Annotated in this window: 11 protein-coding genes and 2 tRNA genes; 9 read left to right on the top strand and 4 right to left on the bottom strand. The window is 47.3% G+C overall.

Annotated features, from left to right (window positions below; all coding sequences use genetic code 11):
- Window position 1: 1 nt before the first annotated feature.
- The 3 genes from EL633_RS04380 to EL633_RS04370 all read right to left on the bottom strand — a co-directional run bounded on the left by EL633_RS04380 (window position 2) and on the right by EL633_RS04370 (window position 4,685).
- Window positions 2-1,603, bottom strand: a complete 1,602-nt coding sequence (locus tag EL633_RS04380) for a sugar transferase (protein ID WP_161981934.1) — start codon at window positions 1,601-1,603, stop codon at window positions 2-4.
- A gap of 30 nt (window positions 1,604-1,633) precedes the next feature.
- On the bottom strand, window positions 1,634-2,812 hold the full coding sequence (locus EL633_RS04375) for a glycosyltransferase family 4 protein (protein ID WP_161981933.1): 1,179 nt from the start codon (window positions 2,810-2,812) through the stop codon (window positions 1,634-1,636).
- A gap of 586 nt (window positions 2,813-3,398) precedes the next feature.
- The gene (locus EL633_RS04370) at window positions 3,399-4,685 is read right to left on the bottom strand and encodes a zinc-binding metallopeptidase family protein (RefSeq protein ID WP_126626021.1); all 1,287 of its coding nucleotides are present in this window, start codon (window positions 4,683-4,685) and stop codon (window positions 3,399-3,401) included.
- Between the two features lie 252 nt (window positions 4,686-4,937).
- Here EL633_RS04370 and EL633_RS04365 point away from each other — a divergent pair, with 252 nt between their 5' ends.
- The 6 genes from EL633_RS04365 (at window position 4,938) to EL633_RS04340 (ending at window position 13,667) form a co-directional block, all read left to right on the top strand.
- Window positions 4,938-7,394, top strand: a complete 2,457-nt coding sequence (locus tag EL633_RS04365) for a Stp1/IreP family PP2C-type Ser/Thr phosphatase (RefSeq protein WP_126626020.1) — start codon at window positions 4,938-4,940, stop codon at window positions 7,392-7,394.
- A gap of 301 nt (window positions 7,395-7,695) precedes the next feature.
- A complete protein-coding gene (gene aspS, locus EL633_RS04360; protein WP_126626019.1) occupies window positions 7,696-9,486 on the top strand; it encodes an aspartate--tRNA ligase in 1,791 nt (596 codons plus the stop codon).
- A 321-nt stretch (window positions 9,487-9,807) separates the two neighbouring features.
- Window positions 9,808-10,227, top strand: a complete 420-nt coding sequence (locus tag EL633_RS04355; RefSeq protein ID WP_218027418.1) for an ArsR/SmtB family transcription factor — start codon at window positions 9,808-9,810, stop codon at window positions 10,225-10,227.
- Window positions 10,228-10,683: 456 nt separating this feature from the next.
- Window positions 10,684-10,759: transfer RNA gene (locus tag EL633_RS04350), tRNA-Arg, on the top strand.
- A 131-nt stretch (window positions 10,760-10,890) separates the two neighbouring features.
- Window positions 10,891-10,963, top strand: a tRNA-Arg gene (locus EL633_RS04345).
- 202 nt (window positions 10,964-11,165) lie between these two features.
- A complete protein-coding gene (locus EL633_RS04340) occupies window positions 11,166-13,667 on the top strand; it encodes an ATP-dependent Clp protease ATP-binding subunit (protein WP_126626018.1) in 2,502 nt (833 codons plus the stop codon).
- 28 nt (window positions 13,668-13,695) lie between these two features.
- Here EL633_RS04340 and EL633_RS04335 read toward each other — a convergent pair whose 3' ends face one another.
- A complete protein-coding gene (locus tag EL633_RS04335; RefSeq protein WP_126626017.1) occupies window positions 13,696-14,181 on the bottom strand; it encodes a BsuBI/PstI family type II restriction endonuclease in 486 nt (161 codons plus the stop codon).
- A gap of 216 nt (window positions 14,182-14,397) precedes the next feature.
- Here EL633_RS04335 and EL633_RS04330 point away from each other — a divergent pair, with 216 nt between their 5' ends.
- The 3 genes from EL633_RS04330 to EL633_RS04320 all read left to right on the top strand — a co-directional run bounded on the left by EL633_RS04330 (window position 14,398) and on the right by EL633_RS04320 (window position 21,285).
- On the top strand, window positions 14,398-16,203 hold the full coding sequence (locus EL633_RS04330) for an ArnT family glycosyltransferase (protein ID WP_161981932.1): 1,806 nt from the start codon (window positions 14,398-14,400) through the stop codon (window positions 16,201-16,203).
- Window positions 16,204-16,380: 177 nt separating this feature from the next.
- Window positions 16,381-18,933, top strand: coding sequence for a DUF2298 domain-containing protein (locus EL633_RS04325; RefSeq protein WP_126626015.1), 2,553 nt, complete (start codon window positions 16,381-16,383; stop codon window positions 18,931-18,933).
- Window positions 18,934-18,990: 57 nt separating this feature from the next.
- Window positions 18,991-21,285: a flippase activity-associated protein Agl23 gene (locus EL633_RS04320; protein ID WP_161981931.1), complete on the top strand. Its 2,295-nt coding sequence runs from the start codon at window positions 18,991-18,993 to the stop codon at window positions 21,283-21,285.
- Window positions 21,286-21,288: the final 3 nt, after the last annotated feature.

Genomic DNA, 21,288 nt, shown 5'->3' with positions numbered 1-21,288 from the left:
TTTAATATGCTCCTCGACTGAATAGAACGGCTGGAATGGTGCGCAGTAGAATCTGGATATACAGGCGCAGTGACCAGTTCTCGATGTAGTAGATATCCATCAACACACCTTCATCAAAACTGATATTGCTGCGACCACGTACCTGCCAGAGGCCAGTACAACCAGGTTTGATCGCCAGCCGCCCCTTCTGCCACTCCGCATACTGTGCTACCTCGCGTGGTAGTGGTGGGCGAGGACCTACCAGACTCATTTCGCCTTTAAGTACATTGACAAGCTGAGGAATTTCATCCAGGCTGGTCCGACGCAGGAGCGCACCTACAGGGGTTACGCGTGGATCGGAGCGCATCTTAAAGATCGGCCCCTGAGCCTCATTCAAGCTTAGCAGTTGCTCCTGCTGGCGATCCGCGTCCTGTGCCATTGAACGGAACTTCAAGCACTGAAAGGGCTTACCATTCAAGCCTACCCGTTCCTGGCGATAAATGATTGGTCCTGGTGAAGTGAATTTCACCGCCAGGGCAATACAGAGATAGATTGGCGAACCAATGATCAGGGCCAGCAATGAAAGGACGATATCGATTGTTCTGGTAATGATGCGTTGAGGTGTATTGAGGGACACCTGTTTGATGCCTAGCAGTGGGATACCTTCAATATTCTCCACATCGATACGTGAAAGGTTAAGCTCATAGAGGTCAGGAATCAGTTTAAACGAGGCGCCAAGGCGTTCACAAAGCTTCACGCTATCAATAGCATGCTGATTCATGTCCGATGGTAGCGCGATAATCACTTCATCCACCTGCATTGAGCGGATTACCATACCGATATCATCGATTGTGCCCAGCATCTTAAAGCGTCCAAAGTCACCCGGTGGTTCGGTAAGATCATGCAGAAAGCCCACCACAGAGAAGCCCAGGTTAGGGCTGGCAGCCAGACATTGCATGACCATCTTACCCAGGCGGCCTGAACCTACCACCAGCACACGCGTCTCTCCGAGTCCCATACGATACAGCATACCCATCACACCTGAGACAAGCAAGCGGCCTGTGCATAGCACAGCAATACAGGCAAGCCACATAAGTGGAATCAAGAGACGTGAATTAGGCACCATTAAATTGGTATTATCCTGGTTATGACTTTGAAAGAAAAAGATGTAGGTGATCAAAAAAGCCATACCAATAGTCGTTGATACAACAACCTTCCAGGCTTGTTGAAACCAGTTACCTGTAAGGCGAATATGATAAAGGCGGCGAAATGCAAAAATGAGGATCAGTCCGGCAACAATACCAGTCCATAATGGCAGGAAGTATAAAAAATTCTGATAGACATAGTCAGATGGAGCATAACCGAAGATGCGTTCCCGTAACCAGTCTAGCACTACATTGGTCTTGAAGGTTTTAAAACGCAAATAGAAAGCTAGATAGCAGGCTGTGAAAATCAGGAACGTGTCCAGGACCACCATAAAGACCACCTCAGCAATACGCCAGTGTCGGCGTAAAGATCGGCGTTGAGAGATGACCCTGGTGATTTGTCCAGTTGTTCCGCTCATAATTTCTTGCGTTGCCTCTAGTGTCCGAGCCTGTTGTTTTGGTTCATTGCTATGTATCATTCGAGCCATATGCTTTATACAATCTCAATACTATTGAACAAACGTTATACGTTGTTGTTGCTGTATTTTAGCAGCCTGTTCATATACTGCAATGGTTTTTTGAGCCATTGTCTGGGCTGAGAAGCGTTGGGCCACAGTTGGTGCCAGTGTCTGGCACTTTGCGCGTAATGCCTGGTCTGTTAACGCCTGATAGAGAGCTGTACTAAGTGCCTGAACATCCATGGGATCAACGCACAGAGCTAATCCAGTGCCAGCCTCGGGCAGGCTAGAGACATTGGAAGTGACCACGGGAGTACCACAGGCCAGGGCTTCTGCGACAGGAATTCCAAAGCCTTCATAGAGCGATGGAAACGCAAAGGCAGCAGCACTTTGATACCAGAGTACCTGTTCGCTATCTGTCACAAAGCCAGGAAAAAGAACATCTTGTTCTAAACCAAGCTGACGCACCTTGTCAAAAATTGTATCATAGAGCCACCCTTTTCCGCCTGCCAGTACCAGTTTTTCTCGTATCTGATGTTCCCGTTTCAGATGGGCATAGGCATCGATTAACGTCGTAATATTTTTGCGTGGCTCTAATGTTCCCATATACAAAATAAAACCGTCTGTAACTCCATATTTCTCACGGAATGTGTCTATTTTTCCTTCTATAGAAACGTTCGAAAAACGCTCGTCGATACACGGATAAATAGTTTGAATGTGTTCATAAGGAATATTGACCAGTTCGTGAACATCTTGTTTCGTGCTCTCAGAGACCGTGATCAGCATGGTCGCACGCTTTAAGCTACGAACAGTAAACGTACGGTGGTACAGGCGTTTGGCTGGTGTCAGCACATGGGGAAAGCGCAAAAATGCTAGATCGTGGATCGTAACAATACTGGCACATCGAGCAGGCAGGCGTTCTGGTCGCACATTGACAGGTGAATGCAACACATCAATCTTCTTCTGTCTGATCAGGGTGGGGAGTGTCAGTTGTTCCCAGGTCACCCTGGCAGCCGGCCGAGACTCAGGCCAGGGAGCAGAAATATATGTTATTTGTGGATGCTGCTTCAGGCGATCGATCACATCCTGCCCGTTAACAAATACCGTATAGGTGTGATCTCCTGGCTGTTCCGCAAGTTGGGTAAGCAAATAACGGATATACCGACTTACGCCACCATTGCGATAGCTTTGATCGTAGGATAACAGCTGCGCATTGATACCTATGTGCATTTTTCTTTGTGTTCTCCTCATCAGATTTCTCAAGCCAGCGCCTGCCTGGAAGATCTGTCTGGAAAAGATGGTGCTCAACTGTGAGAATTTACCCGTATGTTATTGCATATAACGTCTTTTCATTTCGGGTGGTCACAAAGCTCCATCCTGCTAAGTTTTGTGATGCATGAAAATATGCTCATAAAAACCGGTAGCAGTCACCTATGAAGTAGCAGTCACCTATAAATATGAAGGATTTTTGATGCTTTGTGAGCACAGACGATGAAAAGCTACGCATTGGCTGGCACTTTGACCGCTACCGGGTGGCATTGATAATAAGCTGTTATCGTCTGTCGGTCATGAGCCACATGCACATATCTCAGTATACTCTTCCCGCCCGTATTGGCCTAGTAAATGGCACTTATGGCTTGCAATTAGAGCACAGGCTTACACCTCCTTAACCTGTGCTTGTCGTCTCAAATCATAGATACTGACATGGTTTCCCCTGTAAGACCTTTGCAGGCCTTATAGGCCCTGACCTGGCATGACAGAATTTCCCACTCCCATCGGAAAGCAAACACCAACTGTTTTGTAGCAACGCGCGGCGTTAATCATCCATGCTGGCAATAAAAAGGATATTCTGTTTCATACTTTGATTAAGCTGTTGATACACATGTTCTGTATCTGCTGTAGATAGTAAAGGTGGGGCAAGACTGATTGTAGGAATGGAGAGCCGGTTGGCTAAGAGAGCATATGGGAATGTACCTGAGGTTGAGGGAAGGAGCAGCGGTGGCTGCTGATACACATCAATCAGTGTCTGTTGTATGCGTTGTACCAGATGCGTATGAACAGAGGTATAGATAGGATGCTGTGCCGTTAGTAACTGACATTGTAGCTCATAGGCAGTCTGACTATGGAGATGCTGTTCAAGTTTTGTGAAGATAGCGTAAGGATCCTGGCCTGGCAGCAGATAAAAATCTAGCTGTGCGCTGGCTTGTGAGGGAAGGCTACCTTCCCATGACTTCTGCTTATCATTTTCCGCAATTGTATTACTTTCAAGCATAGTAATATTGCAGGACGGTGTCAGGAAGTGCGCATAGTGTTGCTGTGAGCCTTCTAATCCTAAAAGGAGCTGTGATAGACCCCAGGATGTAGTTAGATCCTTTGTCGTGTCTGGCAGGCGTGCAAGTGCTTCAAGGATCTCATCTTCGGCAGGCAGTAAGCTATCATAGAAGTTTTCCAGCAAGACCTCTTCGTGGGCACTTTTGACTGAACCTAACAGCCAGAGTAGTTGCCAGGCTGCATCAGGTGCGATAGACCCATAGCTGGCGGGTATCATTTTTTCAGCCACCTTGAGGAAAAGCTTAACCGCTAGATGGCCCTTTATACCTAAAATAAGCTCTGTTTGATCTATGACTTTGCTTATTTCGCGTTTTGTGGTATACAAGATACAGCCATCCGCCTGAAAGAGTTGGGTTTGTTCTGAAAGCAGTTGTGCCAGGGAGGTTGATGTAGTTGGCCCTTGCCCCATGATGAGCCACTTAATATTTACAGGTAGCTGGCCGGAAGAATGTATATAGGCCCGTAATGCAGCCATTTGAGAAAACAAGGGAAAGACCACTTGCTGAGCTGATGCTTGCGGCGTATCCTGCAGACAGAAAAGTAACGTTTGTGGTGCTTGAACCATGTATTCTGCATAGAGAATCTGCTGATCCAGATCTAAATATTGTACAGAAAAGCCATTGCGGTGCAAAAGTGGAAAAAAAAGCTCTTGTATCTTCGTGTCTGGTGACGTATAACATTGATGGGATATATTTTGCCAAGCATTCATGTTGGAAGGGAACTGGTCATCAATAGCCTGAAAAAGAATCTGTTGCATTGATGAAAAAGCCATAATTTCACTTCCTTCTTGAAACGATGCTGCTAGTACCGCCGTTTAGATATCTTGCATGCTGAGGTTTGAGAGAGTATACTCATGTGCAGTGAGCGGTATAAGTAGTAGACGAGTGAGAAGATCGCAGCAAAAAAAATACGTATTACGTTGCGTTTTTCTCTGTATCGGTGTATTATAGCCTAGAGTTCCAGCAACTGCCTAGTGGGCAGTGCGCACAAATCGAGAGCTACTGAAGTACGGGAGAGAAGCGCGTTGTCCAAACAACTCCGGCTCGATGTCGCACAGCTAACAGATGTTGGCCGTAAACGTCCCCATAATGAAGATAATATGGCATATGTCATCCCGAGAGATAGCCAGGTTATGGCCAAAAAGGGTGCGCTCTTTATTGTAGCTGATGGCATGGGGGGACATGCAGCAGGGGAAGTGGCGAGCGAGATTGCTGTAGACACAGTTAGCAATGTCTATTACCAAGATGAGACTGATGATATCCCTCTCTCATTGATGAATGCCATTAAAAGAGCGAATGCTTTGATTCATCAACGAGCGGCCGAAAACATGATGCGTAGTGGTATGGGGACCACCTGTGTAGCCGCAGTGCTGCGTGGGGGAGTGGCCTATGTCGCTAACGTTGGGGACAGTCGTGCATATATGGTACGCCAGGGTCGTGTGAAGCAAGTGTCACAGGACCATTCCTGGGTAGAAGAGCAAGTGCGAGCGGGCCTATTAACAAAAGAACAGGCTCGTTCTCATGCACAGCGTAATGTCATTACTCGTGCTCTGGGTACACAGGCTGAAGTTGAGGTTGACGTCTTTACGGAAATCCTTGAAGACGGCGATACTTTTGTGCTGTGTTCCGACGGACTTTCTGGCCCGGTAGGCGAGGAAGATCTGCGTGCGATTGTCAATCAATATTTGCCACAAGAGAGTGTTTATCATCTGGTAGAGCGTGCCAATGAAAATGGCGGGCCAGATAATATCACTGCTATTGTCGTGCTTGTGCAAGAAGCCGGCGATGATATTCCTGATTCCTTGCAACATCCTGTCTCAGTGGGTGGAGGCAGCCATGTCTCTGAAGAGAATACGTCTGTATTAGGCCGTGTGCCAACATCCTCACTGGGTGCTACCTCGGCGGCGACACGCGTTGAGGGTGGTCGTACTAATAGCCGACCTTTAGCGCCTGCTGGCTCTGATCAGGCTGCCTTTACCACCGCCAGTGGTTTTACCGCGCCACAAGCGGCCGTTACGGTGCCCAAACGTAGGCATAAGCGTAACCGTTTATTATTACCCAGCATTGTTATTTGTATTTTGCTGCTCGTTGCGATTGCTACGATTGGTAGCTATTATTATTTACGGCCTTCGAGTGCTCAGACTGCTCTAAATCAGGCGAGTACCCTCATTAGTCAGGCGAAATCTAACGTTTCTAACAAACCTGATCAGGCTTTAGCTAATCTGACTAAAGCGCAGGCACAACTTAATAGCATCAAAAACTCTACGCTTGATCCACAGCAAAATAGTCAACTGACTACACTCCAAAATGATCTGGCTGCTCAATTTAAGGTCGCCCTGACGAATTTCAATCAGCAGTCATCAGCAATTGCGCTACCATGTGTGAATCTCACGCCTGCAACCCTGCAATCGCCAGCAGGCAATGAGGTCAATACCAGTTCAATGGCTATGCTTGCGGGTGATAAAAATCATACGAACAATTATATTTTGGGCCTGGACGGAAAAGTTTATCAGGTTGATGATCAGCACAATTTGAAAAAAATCGACACAGGTAATGATAAAGTTGCTTTGCTTGCCAGTGATGCACAATATCTCTATACCCTTACCTCTGCAAAAGCCGGTGCTAATTACCGCTTACATGCTTATAAAATCCAGGATGGTAAGCTGGCTGAAAAAGTGAATAATGGTACAGAAGTCAAGCAAGATCAGATAACTGGTCAGACACCATTATTGCTGACAGCCTGGAGTGGTGATATCTACGTTATTTCAGCCTCCAATCAGGCTAATCAGAATCAAGCCACGCTTTTAAATTATCAGGTAGATAAGCTTGGCACTGAGCCGGATAAGTCTGAAATTTCCATTTCAACTGGTTTGGTAAGTGCAGTGGCGTTGCCCGATAAGCAACTTGTTCTGCTTCATAGCGATGGGCAGATCAAAAGCTTGCGCTTTACTCCATCCAAGCCATCTGAAAGTGGTGTGCTGGTACAGCAAACAGTGAATACGCCCTGGTTCCAGAATCCGCAAACCTTTACGGCCGCGACACCAGTGGCTACACCGACTGCTCCGATTATCAAATTTTTGACCATACCGCCTCCAACGGCGCAAACGCCTCAGTCCCTGCTCTCAGCTGGACTGGTCAATAAAGTCCCTCACGTATATGTAGTTGATAATACCAACCATCGTGTATTGGATTTTGAGGTTACGGCCAACGCGCCATCAGGGGCAGCACCAACGGCATCCGCTACGCCAAACGGTGGCGATCTTGGTGGAAAGGTCATACCGGCTCCGCCTGCACCGGTTGCGTTGAGTGCTCGTCTGGCGCAGCAATATGTATCAGCCGATGTGGTTTCTGGCGTGAAGAGTAGCGCTTTTGATCCGCGTCAGAATCATATAAGTTTGTTAGCAGGAACGAAAAATTCAGCGGCTAGCAATCAAGTCGATATCGATGTTTCGTCGCCGAAGGCCTGTCGCCCGACGTCATAAAGGATTGACGGCTCGTGCCACAATAAAAGAAAGCTATCTGTTTCACTGCTGTTAACTTTTTAGTTCAGCAGTGATTTTTAGTCACGATATAAAGTTCGCTCAAGAAGTAAGTGGCGGCCGTTGTGGATGTTTGATATATCCCCTGGGAAACGCGCGCGACAGTCCAGTCAGCCCGGTTGTATGCCATTCTCGTAGAGCAACGGGATGAAATGGACTGTTCGCAGTGTCTTTGCAGAGAAATCTCAGCGCTGTACCGATAACGCCCTTTACTTCTGTGACAAGTTAAAGGAGTAATACTCACGTGGGTTTTGAGGTACAATACCGCACACATACGTGTGGTGAATTAAATACGTCGAATGTCGATCAGGTGGTGAAGTTGGCTGGTTGGGTAAATCGTCGACGCGACCATGGTGGACTGATCTTTCTGGATATACGAGACCGCTATGGGATGACCCAGGTCATTTGTGATCCAGAAAAATCTGCTGAGGCCCATAAAGTAGCGAGCGAGCTGCGCTCAGAATATGTGGTGCAGGTAACTGGTAGGGTTGTCCGTCGCCTGGCTGGAACAGAGAATCCAGCGCTTGGCACCGGTGAGATCGAAATTGTTGCCGAGCAGATTCAAATTTTAAATCCTTCTCGTACTACCCCATTCCCAATCAATGATGCTACCCAAGTGGATGAAAGCTTGCGCCTGAAATATCGCTATCTGGATCTGCGTCGGCCAAAGATGCGCGAAAATGTCATCTTACGCCATCGTGTGGTGAAAGCTATGCGCGACTACCTGGATGAACGTGGTTTTGTTGAGGTTGAGACTCCTATCCTGATGAAGAGCACCCCCGAAGGTGCCCGCGACTACCTGGTACCCAGTCGCTTATATGCTGGCGAATTTTACGCCTTGCCTCAATCTCCTCAGCAGTTAAAGCAGTTGTTGATGGTTGCCGGACTGGATCGTTATTTCCAGATTGCGCGCTGTTTCCGTGATGAGGATCAGCGTGCCGATCGTCAACCTGAATTTACTCAATTGGACCTGGAGATGTCGTTTGTCTCTGAAGAAGATGTCATGGGGTTGATCGAAGATCTTTTGATGCGTTTGATCGAGGCCACGACCGATAAGCGCATCAAGCAGCGTCCTTTCCCTCGCTTGAGTTTCAAGCACGCGATGGATCGTTATGGTTCAGATCATCCTGACCTGCGCTTTGAGCTGCCTCTGGTTGAGATCTCTGATCTGGCCAGCGCCGGTACATTTGGCGTTTTCCGTAGCGCATTAGCCGCTAATGGTATTGTCAAAGGTATCCGTGTTCCAGGTGCCGGTGGCTATAGCCGCAAAGAGGTGGATGAGTTAACTGAGTTCGCTCGTACCCTGGGTGCCAAAGGACTCGTTTCGCTGGCCATTAACGCCAGCGGTGAGATCAAATCACCACTGACAAAATTTATGAGCGCTGAAGAGGTTCAAGCCATCATTGATCGTCTGGAAGGTCACCCGGGCGATCTGTTGCTCTTTGTCGCCGATAGCGCCAAGGTGAGCAATGATGTCCTTTTCCGCCTGCGTAACAAGCTGGCTGAGCGCTTGCAATTGATTGATCCTGACGAGATGGCCTTGTGCTGGGTGGTAGACTTTCCCCTGTTCCATTATGATGATGAGCTGAAACGCTATGATGCCGAGCATAATCCTTTCTCTGGCATGGATGAAGAGCATATTAGTCGCCTGGATAGTGATCCACTGAATATTCGGGCCAAACAGTATGACATCATCTGTAACGGCTTTGAGATTGGTGGTGGTAGCGTACGTATCAATGTGGCGGAATTGCAGCAAAAGGTCTTTTCACTCATGAATATGAATGAAGAGCAGATTAAAGAGCAATTCGGCCATATGTTGGAAGCCTTTGAATATGGCGCTCCACCCCACGGTGGTATCGCTCTGGGTATTGATCGCTTGATCATGCTCCTGGCGGACGCTGATAGTATTCGTGAAGTGATTGCATTTCCCAAAACGCAGAGTGCTGTTGACCTGCTCATGGGGGCCCCTGCACCAGTCGAGGAAAAGCAGCTGCAAGAGTTGCATCTTAACGTGCGTCCTGAAGAAAAACGCTAATGCACAAAATCCAAAAGAACTGTAACTTTTAACACGTCTCACAGCTACAAGGATGGGGATGGCAAGCCTGAACAGGTTTACCATCCCCATTTTTTCTTCTTTTTTCTTCATCATTGTATTAGCATTAATGAATATTTAGTAGTTTTTGCCTTTTTTTTGAAAAGCTAAAGAAACCTCAAAAAAAATATAAACGCAAAAAGCTGCATATTCGCTGCTAACAATTTGGATAGAGTTCTATAATAATTGTAGGTATACACATACCATAAGCCACAAATCTATTATAGGTTTTACATCCGGTTGGGAGGATGGAAGGAGAAGAAAATGACATCCATGAATCAGGGAAACACAAATCGAACAGGTGCTGTGCCAAATGGGCCGGCGAATACTGTTGGCATGCTCAATAGGCAGACTGCCCCCCTTAATAACCCCAGTGTAATTACTCCAAAGTTTGTACCCACACTGACAGAAGAGGACGCTGTTGTTCAGGCCCGTCTCCTCAAGGCATTGGCCGATCCAACGCGCTTGCGTATTCTGAGTCTATTAAGTCGTCACGAAGGCGAAGTATGTGTCTTTGAAATTGTAGAGAGCTTCACACTGGAACAGCCGACAATCTCACATCACCTGCGTATCTTACGGGATGCTGGTCTGGTTGATTGTCGCAAAAAAGGCCTCTGGGCTTACTACTATGTACGTCGTGATGCCCTCAATCGTGCCCGTGATGTGATTGATGGACTTGCATAATAGCGTGCTATGCAATTGTGTGTGTGCAGTCGCCTGACATACTGCAACGTTTCTACATTACTGATCAGCTTCACATTGCTGCATGGTGGCGACTTCATTAGCCGTGAGTGAGCGGTGTACACGATTGTTTTTCAAGGGCGTGCCAGTATGTTGACATACGTAGGTTATAACAGACTCTACTTAAAAATAGTGCTCAAGGCTGGATACAAACGTTTTCTGGTATATTTTTCACCAATGGATGTTGCGGCCGCGTAATGCCTATTGTCACGAATACTTCAATGGGGTTCCACAAAGGTGGGGCCCTGTTTTTGTGAGAGAACAATAAACTTTCTATTTCCGGCTAAAAATGTATTGACAAAGGCTGGTGGTTCTGATATTATTATCTCCGTCAGCGAGAGATATGAGAGAGCTGTTAAGAAGCTCTTAACCACATGTCCATCAAGAATACTGACATGAGTACCCGTAGCTCAGTGGATAGAGCGACAGATTGCGGATCTGTAGGTCGTAGGTTCAAATCCTATCGGGTACACCACACATAGTGCTTTGCTCTATGGACTATGCATAGTGCAAAGTATTTTTATGTGTTCAGGCCGCTATTTTACGCCTTGACGTTTGACAATGATTTGATTATACTTTCTGGCAGACGTTTGAACGATAGCATGAGTACCCGTAGCTCAGTGGATAGAGCGACAGATTGCGGATCTGTAGGTCGTAGGTTCAAATCCTATCGGGTACGCTTTTTAAGAAGAACTGGTAATAGCTTTGCCAGTTCTTTTTTGTGTCTTCAAAAGGAAAATGTATATTTTTCAGCCAATCTACAAGGACTTTTTCCTCTAATTTCCCTCCCTTCTGTTCATGGCTCTGTTAAAAAAACGAGCACTCCCGATATGTATCTCATAAGGTACTGCGAATGATAGTGATGTGAGAAGGAGCAAGAGATGGGGAGATACGACAAATATAGCCTGGACATGCGGCAAGTCATTGCATATGCTCGCGAAGAGGCCCAGCGTTTGCGTCATCGCTTAATCGGGTCTGAGCATCTCCTACTTGGTATTCTGAGATTGCAAGACACGCTGATTGAGGGCTTATTTGCATCTCTCCATATAAGTACAAGCAGTATTACTCAGGCACTTGATTTTGTCATGGGTCGAGGAAATAAAGCTATTTTAAGCGAACCATCCTTAAATGTGGCGGCTCGTGCGACCCTGGCGCGGGCTGAAGAGATTGCCTGTGAAACCACTACTGAACTGGTCGGACTGGAGCATCTCTTTCTGGCTATTTTGGAGGAGCAGAATAGTGTGGCATTGGGTGTGCTGGAAAGCTTTGGTATTCATCTTGATGTGGCGCGTGAGCAATTTGCAGCCCTTATGAATGGAGGTTATGAGCGCCTCGTATTATCCACGCAGTACCATACACGTTTTGAAGCAACTCCTATGCTTAATCAAGTGAGTCGTGATCTTACTCTGGCTGCTCTCGATGATCTCTTAGATCCTTTAATTGGCCGCGAAAATGAAGTTGAGCGTACAATGCAGATTTTATCGCGCCGTACCAAGAATAATCCTGTTTTGATTGGACCAGCGGGTGTAGGTAAGACGGCGATCGCTGAAGGTCTGGCTTTACGAATTATTCAAGGGCGGGTCCCTGAAAATTTGTTACACCATCGGGTTGTGGCGATCGATGTTGGTTTGCTGGCGATTGGTACCAAATTTCGTGGAGATTTAGAAGAGCGCCTCAAACATATCCTGCGTGAGATCGTTACGACGCCAGGCATTATCGTTGTAATTGATGAGTTGCATACCCTGGCCCAGGCGGGTGTGGCTGAGGGTTCGTTGGATGTGGCCAATCTTTTTAAACCTATGCTGGCGCGGGGAGAATTTCAGTGTATAGGTGCGACCACGCTGGATGAGTATCGCAAGAGTATTGAGGCTGATGCCGCGTTAGAGCGACGTTTTCAACCTGTTATGGTTTCAGAGACCACCACCGAAGAAACTATGAAGATCTTGCAAGGATTACGTTCACGCTACGAGAAATTTCATGGTTTGACAATGAGTGATGAAGCCTTACAGGCGGCGGTCAAAATGTCCAACCGCTATATTCAAAATCGCTATCAACCCGATAAAGCTTTAGATGTCCTGGACGAGGCAGCCGCACGCGTTTGTGTGCGGCGTTCATTTTTTCCAGATGAAATCTTGCAAATGCGTGATGCACTAACCACGGTACATCATGAGAAAGATTATGCGATTGTGCGCCGTGACTTCTCTCATGCTGCCCATTTATTACAGCAAGAGCGGCAGTTGCGCCAATCTTTGTGGCAGGTGGAGCAGGATTGGCATACCTTCCATAGAGAACATGGTCCTGTGCTGACACCCGAGGATATCGCTACGGTTGTGGCGATGTGGACCGGTATCCCGGTGGTTCAGATTGAAGGAGAAGAGCGACTGCGGCTACTCAATTTAGAAGAGGATCTGCATAAGCATGTAATTGGGCAGAATGAAGCGGTGCAGGCGGTGGCCCGGGCGATCAGACGTTCACGAGCCAATGTGCGCGATAGCCGGCGTCCGATAGGCTCATTTGTCTTTGTTGGACCCACAGGAGTGGGTAAAACGGAACTGGCTCGTGCCCTGGCAACCACGCTGTTTGGTAATGAAGATGCTATATTGAAATTGGATATGTCAGAATTTATGGAGAGCCACCACGCCTCACGCCTTATCAGTGCGCCTCCCGGATATGTTGGTTATGATCATGCCGGTCAATTAACCGAAGCCATCCGTCGTCGGCCCTATAGCGTCGTATTGTTTGATGAGATAGAGAAAGCCCATCCCAAAGTCTTTGACCTGCTATTACAAGTTCTGGAAGATGGATGTTTGACCGATGCCCACGGCCTCAAAGTGGATTTTAAGCATACTATCATTATTCTCACCTCAAACATTGGCACCACGCATGCACAGCCCGGAAACATGACCTTTACGACCCGGCGTGGTGAACAAGACTTACGTCTGGCCAATTACCAGCGCATGCAAGAACACATCTTAAAAGGACTCAAAGAAGTTTTTCGTCCAGAGTTGTTAAATCGTATCGACGAAACCATCATTTTTCATCCACTAGAAATCTCGCATTTACGAGAGATCGTAGACTTAATGATCAACCGGACGCAACAGCGAGTCGCCGCAAAATCGATCGAACTCCAGGTATCCACAGCGGCACGAGCCTTGCTCGTTGAGCGAGGCTATGATGCAGAGTGTGGAGCCCGACCACTGCGGCGTACGGTACAACGTCTCCTTGAGGATGCCCTGGCAGAGGCGCTCTTGCGCGGCAAATGTGTACCAGGAGATATTGTAGTCGCTGATGTGGTTGATAATGAACTCACTATTACAGTGCAATCAGCTGCCGATGTTACCATTTCAGCCGGTATGAATAAAACAGGGCACGCCGCTGCATGACGGTCTTACATATAATCAATGCAATCAACTACCAGTGAAAAATTGTGTGTTCTGGCATATGGGCCAACCAGATATAACTTCCCCAGGCAATCTGATCCAGGGATTGCTTATAGTCTAAAAGATCGTAACATGCACTGATATAGATGCGTCGCAGAGGGCTGTCTTCCATGGCATGTTCGAGGATTTGTTTACGGCGATTGGAGATAACTCCATGCAGGGTGCAGACATCAATACAATAGAGAACTTGTTTCCTGGCTTGATAGAGAAGAATATCAGGAAGATCATTTATAGATAGTGGCTGGATACCCAGGGCGGTCAGTTGTTGGCATTCATGAATGGCGATGGTGTTAGCTGGATCTTGCAGGTGTAGGATATAAGCATTGGGTGCATAGCGCGGACTAAAAAGTTCTACTGTATCGATGAGCAACGAGTTGTGGCGTTCTGGTCCTGGGGGCGCGAACGAGAATGCTGAGCCATCCAACTGCTTGAGTGTTGTATTATGTATGCGTTGCATAAAATCTCCCACCTAAAAAGTATCAAGTACCCTATTAAGACAGCGCGCACATATTAAAATACCTGCAGCCGTCTCACGAGAGGAAAGAATTGCCAACAATTGTAATAGAACCTCTTGACCACCCGCCAGGTAAACCCTATACTGTTGATGCGTTGATGTCCGCTGTTGATCATGGGAATCGTCATCCATGAGAACGCAATGCAAGAGAGGAAGCGTGTGAAGCAACTGTTCGTTCGCTGGCAGTTCTGGGGGATAGTGAGCCTGGTTATTCTGGCCTGCGTGTTACGCCTCTATGGAGTAAATTGGGATGCCGGGAATAGTTTTCATCCCGATGAGAGACAGCTTCTTTTTCATGTCACTGCATTATCCTGGCCGAAAAGCATGGACCAGTTTCTCAATCCAGCCCAATCACCGCTTAATCCACAATTTTTCGCGTATGGATCTTTTCCTATTTATTTGCTGGCAGCGCTTGGTTACCTGCTCAAATATAATCTGCATGATCCTAACAGTTTTCAAGCCCTGACGCTCGTTGGTCGTGTCGTATCTGCCTCATTTGATACAGGCACCGTGCTCCTCACAGGCTGCCTGGCTGGCGTGTTGGCCAGACATACCAAGGAGCTACAAAATCAACGTTGGAATGTGGCCTTAATCGCCACTATCTTGATGGCGTTTATGCCACTCCATCTGCAATTAGCACACTTCTATGCTGTCGATACCTTATTGGCCTTTTTTGTTGTTTCAACACTTCTAGCCTGTGTTTTGTGGATAAATAGCCAGAGATCCTTCTTATGGGCTGCACTGGCTGGCATCTCCTATGGATTGGCCATGGCTACCAAGTTTAGCGCGGCCCCACTTGCGATCCCACTCTTGCTGGCGGCCTGGTTACGCTGGCGTCAGCGGAAAGATTTTTTCGGTATCTCACTGGATCTGCTCTGGGCAGCGATCCTGATCCTTTTTACATTTGTGATTACCCAGCCTTATGCGTTGCTAGATATGCCAAATTTTATCCAACAGGTCTCCGAGCAAGGAAATCTGGCACGAGGCTCGCTAGACCTGCCCTATGTGCGGCAATTCGCGGGCACGTTGCCTTTTCTCTATCAAGGGAAAAACCTTATTCTGTGGGGAATGGGTATCACTGCAGGTTGTAGCGCCCTGGTAGGTTGCCTCTGGCTACTCTATTATTTGTGGCGCCATCCCTTTAGTCCCTGGCTCATAGTCATGGTCTGGATCCTGGTATATGGGGGGATCGTTGGTAGCTTCTATGTAAAATTTATGCGCTATCTGCTGCCTATCTATCCTTTTCTCGCTATAGTCGCGGCTGCTTTCTTGATCATTCTGCTGATGAAGATACGCCGAGGTGAACAAAATTATCTGCTCCGCGTTGATTGGATTAAGCCATGTTTGCAGGTCCTGCTACTAGTGTGCGTGGTTGGTGGCACTCTCTTTCAAGGCCTGGCCTTGCTGAATGTCTACAGTCAGCCAAATACACGCATTCAGGCATCCAATTGGATTTATCAGCATGTGCCAAAGGGGAGTGTCCTTACCTATGAGCAATGGGATGATGCCCTGCCAGTGAAGGTTGGTTCTCACGAACCATCTGACTATGTCCAGGCTACATATACGGATGCCAGTGGCCAGTCAGCTACAGGACTGGATCTGTATGGCGAGGATACGCAAGCCAAGGCTAGTCAACTGGCTAAGCTGTTACCAACTATTAATGCAATTACCATGCCCACTGATCGACTGGACAAATCGATTCCACGTTCACCAGCGCGTTACCCGCTGACCACGCGTTACTACCAGTTATTGTATAGTGGTCAACTCGGATTCCATCTAGCCACTACGATTAAAAATCCACCTCATCTGTTTGGAATTGTGCTTGATGATAGTGATGCTGACGAAAGCTATTCGGTCTTTGATCATCCAACGGCCCATATCTTTGTACGTGATAGCCACTATCCATACACGGTTGAACAATTGCGAAGCAAGCTACTAGATGGTTTGCAACTACCTCTGAAGTAGTACTTTTCTCCTTTGGCTCTTTTCGATCTTTCGCTTGCATATTTATATCTATGTGTGCTCTTTGCTGTGCCAGGCCAAAAATTGGCTATCACCGCAAATAATGGGTTTGTTATGCGGTGTATCATATATCTGAATAAGGTATTTTTGAACTACTAGAGTGATGTTAAGAGAGAAGCTATGAGCGAACTATTGCAGATGTGGATGTTGGTGGAAGTGTTGGGTCTTCTGTGCTTGCCGCTCACTTTTACCGTTTTTCGCAACCTTCCAGATCGAGGCTGGGCTTTTAGCAAGGCCCTGGGTGTTATTATCCTGGCTTTTTGTGTCTGGTTCCCGTTGATATACCTGCCTTCCTTACCCTATAGCCAGCTTTTTGTTATTGGAATTTTCTTGATTCTGGCTGCCTGTAGTGGCTTTGCCTTTATGTTGCTATGGCGAGAAATTTTACAGCAGGCTCGACGCCATTTAGGGTATGTCGTGAGTTGCGAGGTGATTTTTCTGGGCATGATGCTACTTTTAGGAAGTTTACGCGCTTTGCGGCCCGATATTCATAATTTTGAAATGTTTATGGATGAAGGCTTTGTTGCCAGTATTATGCGCAGTCCGCATTTTCCTCCCAATGATATGTGGTTGGCAGGGCATAGTATCAATTATTATTATTATGCCCACTATACACTGGCCACGCTGGCTAAATTGCTCAATCAATCCCCATCGGTTGCTTTTAATACAGGCATCTGTTTTTTCTATGGCCTGACGGCTATTAATTTGTTTGGGGTGACGTGCAATATCGTAGCCAGTAGCTGTCAGCATCGCCAGCGTATTGAAGATCAAACTCCTGATGAGAAAAGTTATCTGGAACTGGCATTCCCCTATGGTCTGCTTAGTATCTTGATTGCTCTGGTGTTGGGGAATCTGGCCGCCACTCAACAATGGTGGACGCATCATGCGGAGCCTGGTTTCATTTTTGACTGGTTTGGGCCTTCACGTGTCATTGACGGAACCATCAATGAGTTTCCGGCCTTCAGCTTTCTCTTATCATGTTTTCACGCCCATGTCCTGACCCTGGCTTTTACTATTTTGTGTATCGGGTTGGCCTTGAACTGTTTCCTGGAGCCATCTGGCAAAGGATTCGCACTCTTTGGTACTGGCTGGCTTAGATATCTCAATCTGTTGGTCACCGCGATTGTGATTGGTGGCTTGTTTATCATGAATGGCTGGGACTATCCGACGTATATGGGATTGACGCTGGTAGCCATTGGCATCCAACAGGGGTTGGCGCATCAGCCCTGGCTGAGATTGTCCACCTTGCTCAATGGCGGCCTGGTCGCTATCAGCCTGGTGGTGCTCTCTTACGTGCTTTACCTGCCCTTCTACCTTAATTTTATCTCCCCCTCGCAGGGTATCGGCATTGCATCATCCAACTATCATTCCTCCATCAGCGGTGAAATGCTGATATATGGACTATTCATATTCATTTTTCTCTCACTCCTGGTGAGCAGTGCCTTGCATCGTCCCTTGCGTCATCCATCTCCAACCGCCTCTACTTCGGATAGCCAGATTCCCTTCATTGTTGACGTTCCTCGGACGCCTTTGTTTGCTGTCGGTCAGCATATTGAACCTGCTTCACCAGTCTATGCTGAGTATCAGGCGGAAGGAGCCTCTGTACGCGTTGCTGTAGCTGAAGTAGAGGATCATGTAGAGGCAGAAAAAATTGTGACCGCCCAGCGCTTGAAATGGAGGCGCTTACGCATTTTCTGGTCGAGTCTGGCTTTATTCCTGGTGGGCTGCCTGGTTGTTTTGTATCTTTTCCCATACTACACGACCTGTGTGGCTGCTCTGGCCCTGGCATTGCTGAGTGTAAGCCTGTTGTTTTATCAGCTAGAAAACCGGGCCTATGCGTATACATTACTGCTTGGAGCCGTTGCTTTTACCATTATTGCTGGTTGTGAAATCTTTTTCTTAAAGGATGTGTTTTCAGATGGAACGGCCCAGCGCATGAATACGGTGTTTAAATTTTACTTTCAAGCGTGGGCGCTGCTCTCGATCTGTTCCGGAGCGGGACTCTACTTTATCCTTGATAACTTGCGCTATCTGCAAGTGAGCACACAGAAGGCGCGCTGGATACGGCGTGGTGTGGTTGGGGTCTGGGGGAGTATACTTGCGCTACTGATACTGGCAAGTATGGTCTATCCATTACTGGCCTCCTTTACGCGTTATCAGCGGGTAGATAGTACCCATCCCAGGCCATTCCTGATGAATACCAGGACCCTGGATGGCATGGCTTATCTGGCTCACTGCCAGGTACCCGAGTGTATTTATGATACCTCAACTGATTATGAGGCAATTCGCTGGTTGAACGCCCACGTCTCGGGCGATCCAGTCATTGTGGAAGCTAGCGGCCAGGATTATGGATATGCTGGACGAGTGTCTGTCTTTACGGGACTGCCCACGCTGATCAATTGGCCAGGACATGAAGTGCAATGGCGCATCAACTGGGCTAATGATCCTGCCAATAGAGCGGATTTCGGTAGACGTAGTGTAGATGTTGATAAAATCTATACTCATCGAGATCCGGGTGAAGTATTGGCGACAATGCAACGCTATAACGCACAGTATATTTATGTGGGCTCTTTCGAACATAAAACGTATCCCGATGCTGATCTGCAGCGCTTTGGAAAATTTATGGCAATAGTATATCAGGCTCACGGAGTTACAATTTATAAGGTGGCATAGGGGAAATCCCCGCAACGCTCTTTGATGGGTGGAAAGATAGGAGGGAAGGGTAGACTGATGGATATGCACAAGAGTACGCAGAATGCGGTAGAGGTTGTGGAGCAGGTGAGTGGCGTAGCTACTATGGACCTGGAGAAGAGACAAAGACGATTGCTCAGTCTGAATTGGCCAACGCGTGATCAGTGGCTACAGTGGCTGCCGTTTCTGGTTATTATATTGCTGGGAGCCCTGTTACGTTTCTGGCGGTTGGATATAAAGCCGCTACACCACGATGAAAGCTTGCATGCTTATTTCTCATTGCAGTTACTGCACAATTTACAGCAGTGGCGTGGATGTTTTGATCCTAAGACGCCCTGCTATCATTACGATCCTCTTTTACACGGTCCTTTTCAATTTCATATTATCGCACTGGTTTATCAGTTGTGTCAGTGGTTTGGTGTGCCTGAGCATGGTGTGAATGCTGTTTCTCTGCGTATTGCTGCCGCCAGTCTGGGTTCGGTTATTGTTGGTTTGCCCTACTTTATCCGTGATTATCTGGGTGGCCGTCGTGTCGCCCTGCTTGCCTGTTTCTTACTAGCTATTTCGCCATGTATGGTTTACTTCTCGCGCTTTGCCCGTGAGGATATCTATATGGCCTGCTTTACCTTACTCCTTGTGGTATCGGCTGGTCGCTATGTGCGCAGCCGTCGGGGGCGCTGGCTCTTGATTGGTACTGCGGCCTTTGTACTCTCATATGCAACTAAGGAGGCAACTTTTTTAAGTATCGCCGTCTTTGGCAGCTTTTTGATTGGTCTGGTCGCCTGGGAGATCGGAGCCAGGATTCCTGTGCGCTCACGCTTTAAGCCTGATACGGCTCTGGGATTATATGCTCCGCGAACGGCAGCCTCTTTGAGTATTGTGAGTTTGCTCCTAATCAGTGCTCCATTGGCCAGATGGTTTTTTAACTGGATGAAAGAACTCTCGACCTATATTAATGCAAACACAGCCACCTCAGGTGTTGTCGTACAGGACTTGAAAGCCCATACCGTTGCCATTTTGCCCTGGATCGGGCTGGTCATAGTCTGTTTTGTGGTAGCGCATTGGGGTTCAAGCCGCTTGAAAAAAACTGACAGGCCCGTCAGGAAGCGCTGGACAAGCCACATTCATCCAGCCACACAACCAGTTTTAAATGCCATAGTGACCATGCGTGTTTCCCATTGGTTTAGTGCTCTGGTGCTTGGCGCGTTTATCTTTGTGCTGTTATTCTCCGTCATCTTTACTAATCTATCTGGAGGGGTTGGCGATGGTATCTGGCAGGGACTTTATTACTGGTTACAACAGCAGCAAGTAGCTCGTGGTAGTCAACCCTGGTATTATTACCTTATACTGATTCCATTGTATGAGCAGATCGGACTTGTCTTTGGGCTTGCGGGTCTGATGCGTTGTTTGCTCTATCCTGATCGTTTCCGTCTCTTCCTGGTCTACTGGTTTGTTGGGACGCTTGGTATTTATACCTGGGCCGGCGAAAAAATGCCCTGGTTGATGATTCATATGGCCATGCCAATGTTACTCCTGGCCGCGATTGGATTAGAACCATTAGTTGCTAGAGTTCACCTATTAATAAATAATGGGTATGAATATGCAAAAAGTGTAGAAAATAGGGTACAATCAAATAGAGGGAAGCGGCCCGTAGTTGGCACCATCCTGGGAGTACTCGTCACTCTAGGGCTACTGTTTTTGACATTACAGAACATGTTTCAGGTCACGTTCGTACATTATGCAGATGGCCCACATGAAATGATGATTTATGTGCAGAGCACAATGGATGTGCATACGGTCATGCGGAAAATCGATCAAGTCGATAAAGAAAAGTATCACGGCCAACATAAAATCAATATTGGTGTGATGTCAGAGGTATCCTGGCCATTTTATTGGTACTTGCGTGATTACCCAAATGTCTGTTATGGTTTCCCTACAAGTTGTGCTAACGCAAATCCTGAAGTAATCCTGACAGGTGGCGATAATCTGGATAAGAATCAGACGCATAATTCGCCTGGTTACAGTAGCAGTAAAACATCTAGCTATTTATTTCACCGCTACCATCTACGTAGCTGGTGGGATGAGGGATATAAACCCAGACCATGTGTCCCCAGCGCTGCGCACTCCTGCCATGGAGAACCAACCTGGGGTGGGGTTGGCCCTCTGCTCTGGTTAAGTTATGGGGATACGCCTCCTGAGAATGCACAATTTGATCCTGTTCTGGCGTCTACACGCATATGGGACTGGTGGTGGACACGCAAGCCCTTTGGTAACGATGCCGGAGCAACTGATATGGGATTTTTTATGCGCAGTGATTTAGGAGTAAGTCCATAGGGG

Origin of the sequence: Dictyobacter alpinus, assembly GCF_003967575.1 — a bacterium.
In the GTDB taxonomy this organism is placed as follows: Bacteria; Chloroflexota; Ktedonobacteria; order Ktedonobacterales; family Ktedonobacteraceae; genus Dictyobacter; species Dictyobacter alpinus.
The sequence above is the reverse complement of the archived record's forward strand: the minus strand, read 5'-3'. Positions and strand labels throughout refer to the sequence as shown.

Bases quoted from the DNA above. Each gene is read 5' to 3' on its own strand.
- EL633_RS04380 (WP_161981934.1), bottom strand. From the start codon at position 1,603: ATGATACATAGCAATGAACCAAAACAACAGGCTCGGACACTAGAGGCA.
- EL633_RS04375 (WP_161981933.1), bottom strand. From the start codon at position 2,812: ATGCACATAGGTATCAATGCGCAGCTGTTATCCTACGATCAAAGCTAT.
- EL633_RS04370 (WP_126626021.1), bottom strand. From the start codon at position 4,685: ATGGCTTTTTCATCAATGCAACAGATTCTTTTTCAGGCTATTGATGAC.
- EL633_RS04355 (WP_218027418.1), top strand. From the start codon at position 9,808: ATGACATCCATGAATCAGGGAAACACAAATCGAACAGGTGCTGTGCCA.
- EL633_RS04340 (WP_126626018.1), top strand. From the start codon at position 11,166: ATGGGGAGATACGACAAATATAGCCTGGACATGCGGCAAGTCATTGCA.
- EL633_RS04335 (WP_126626017.1), bottom strand. From the start codon at position 14,181: ATGCAACGCATACATAATACAACACTCAAGCAGTTGGATGGCTCAGCA.
- EL633_RS04325 (WP_126626015.1), top strand. From the start codon at position 16,381: ATGAGCGAACTATTGCAGATGTGGATGTTGGTGGAAGTGTTGGGTCTT.
- EL633_RS04320 (WP_161981931.1), top strand. From the start codon at position 18,991: ATGGATATGCACAAGAGTACGCAGAATGCGGTAGAGGTTGTGGAGCAG.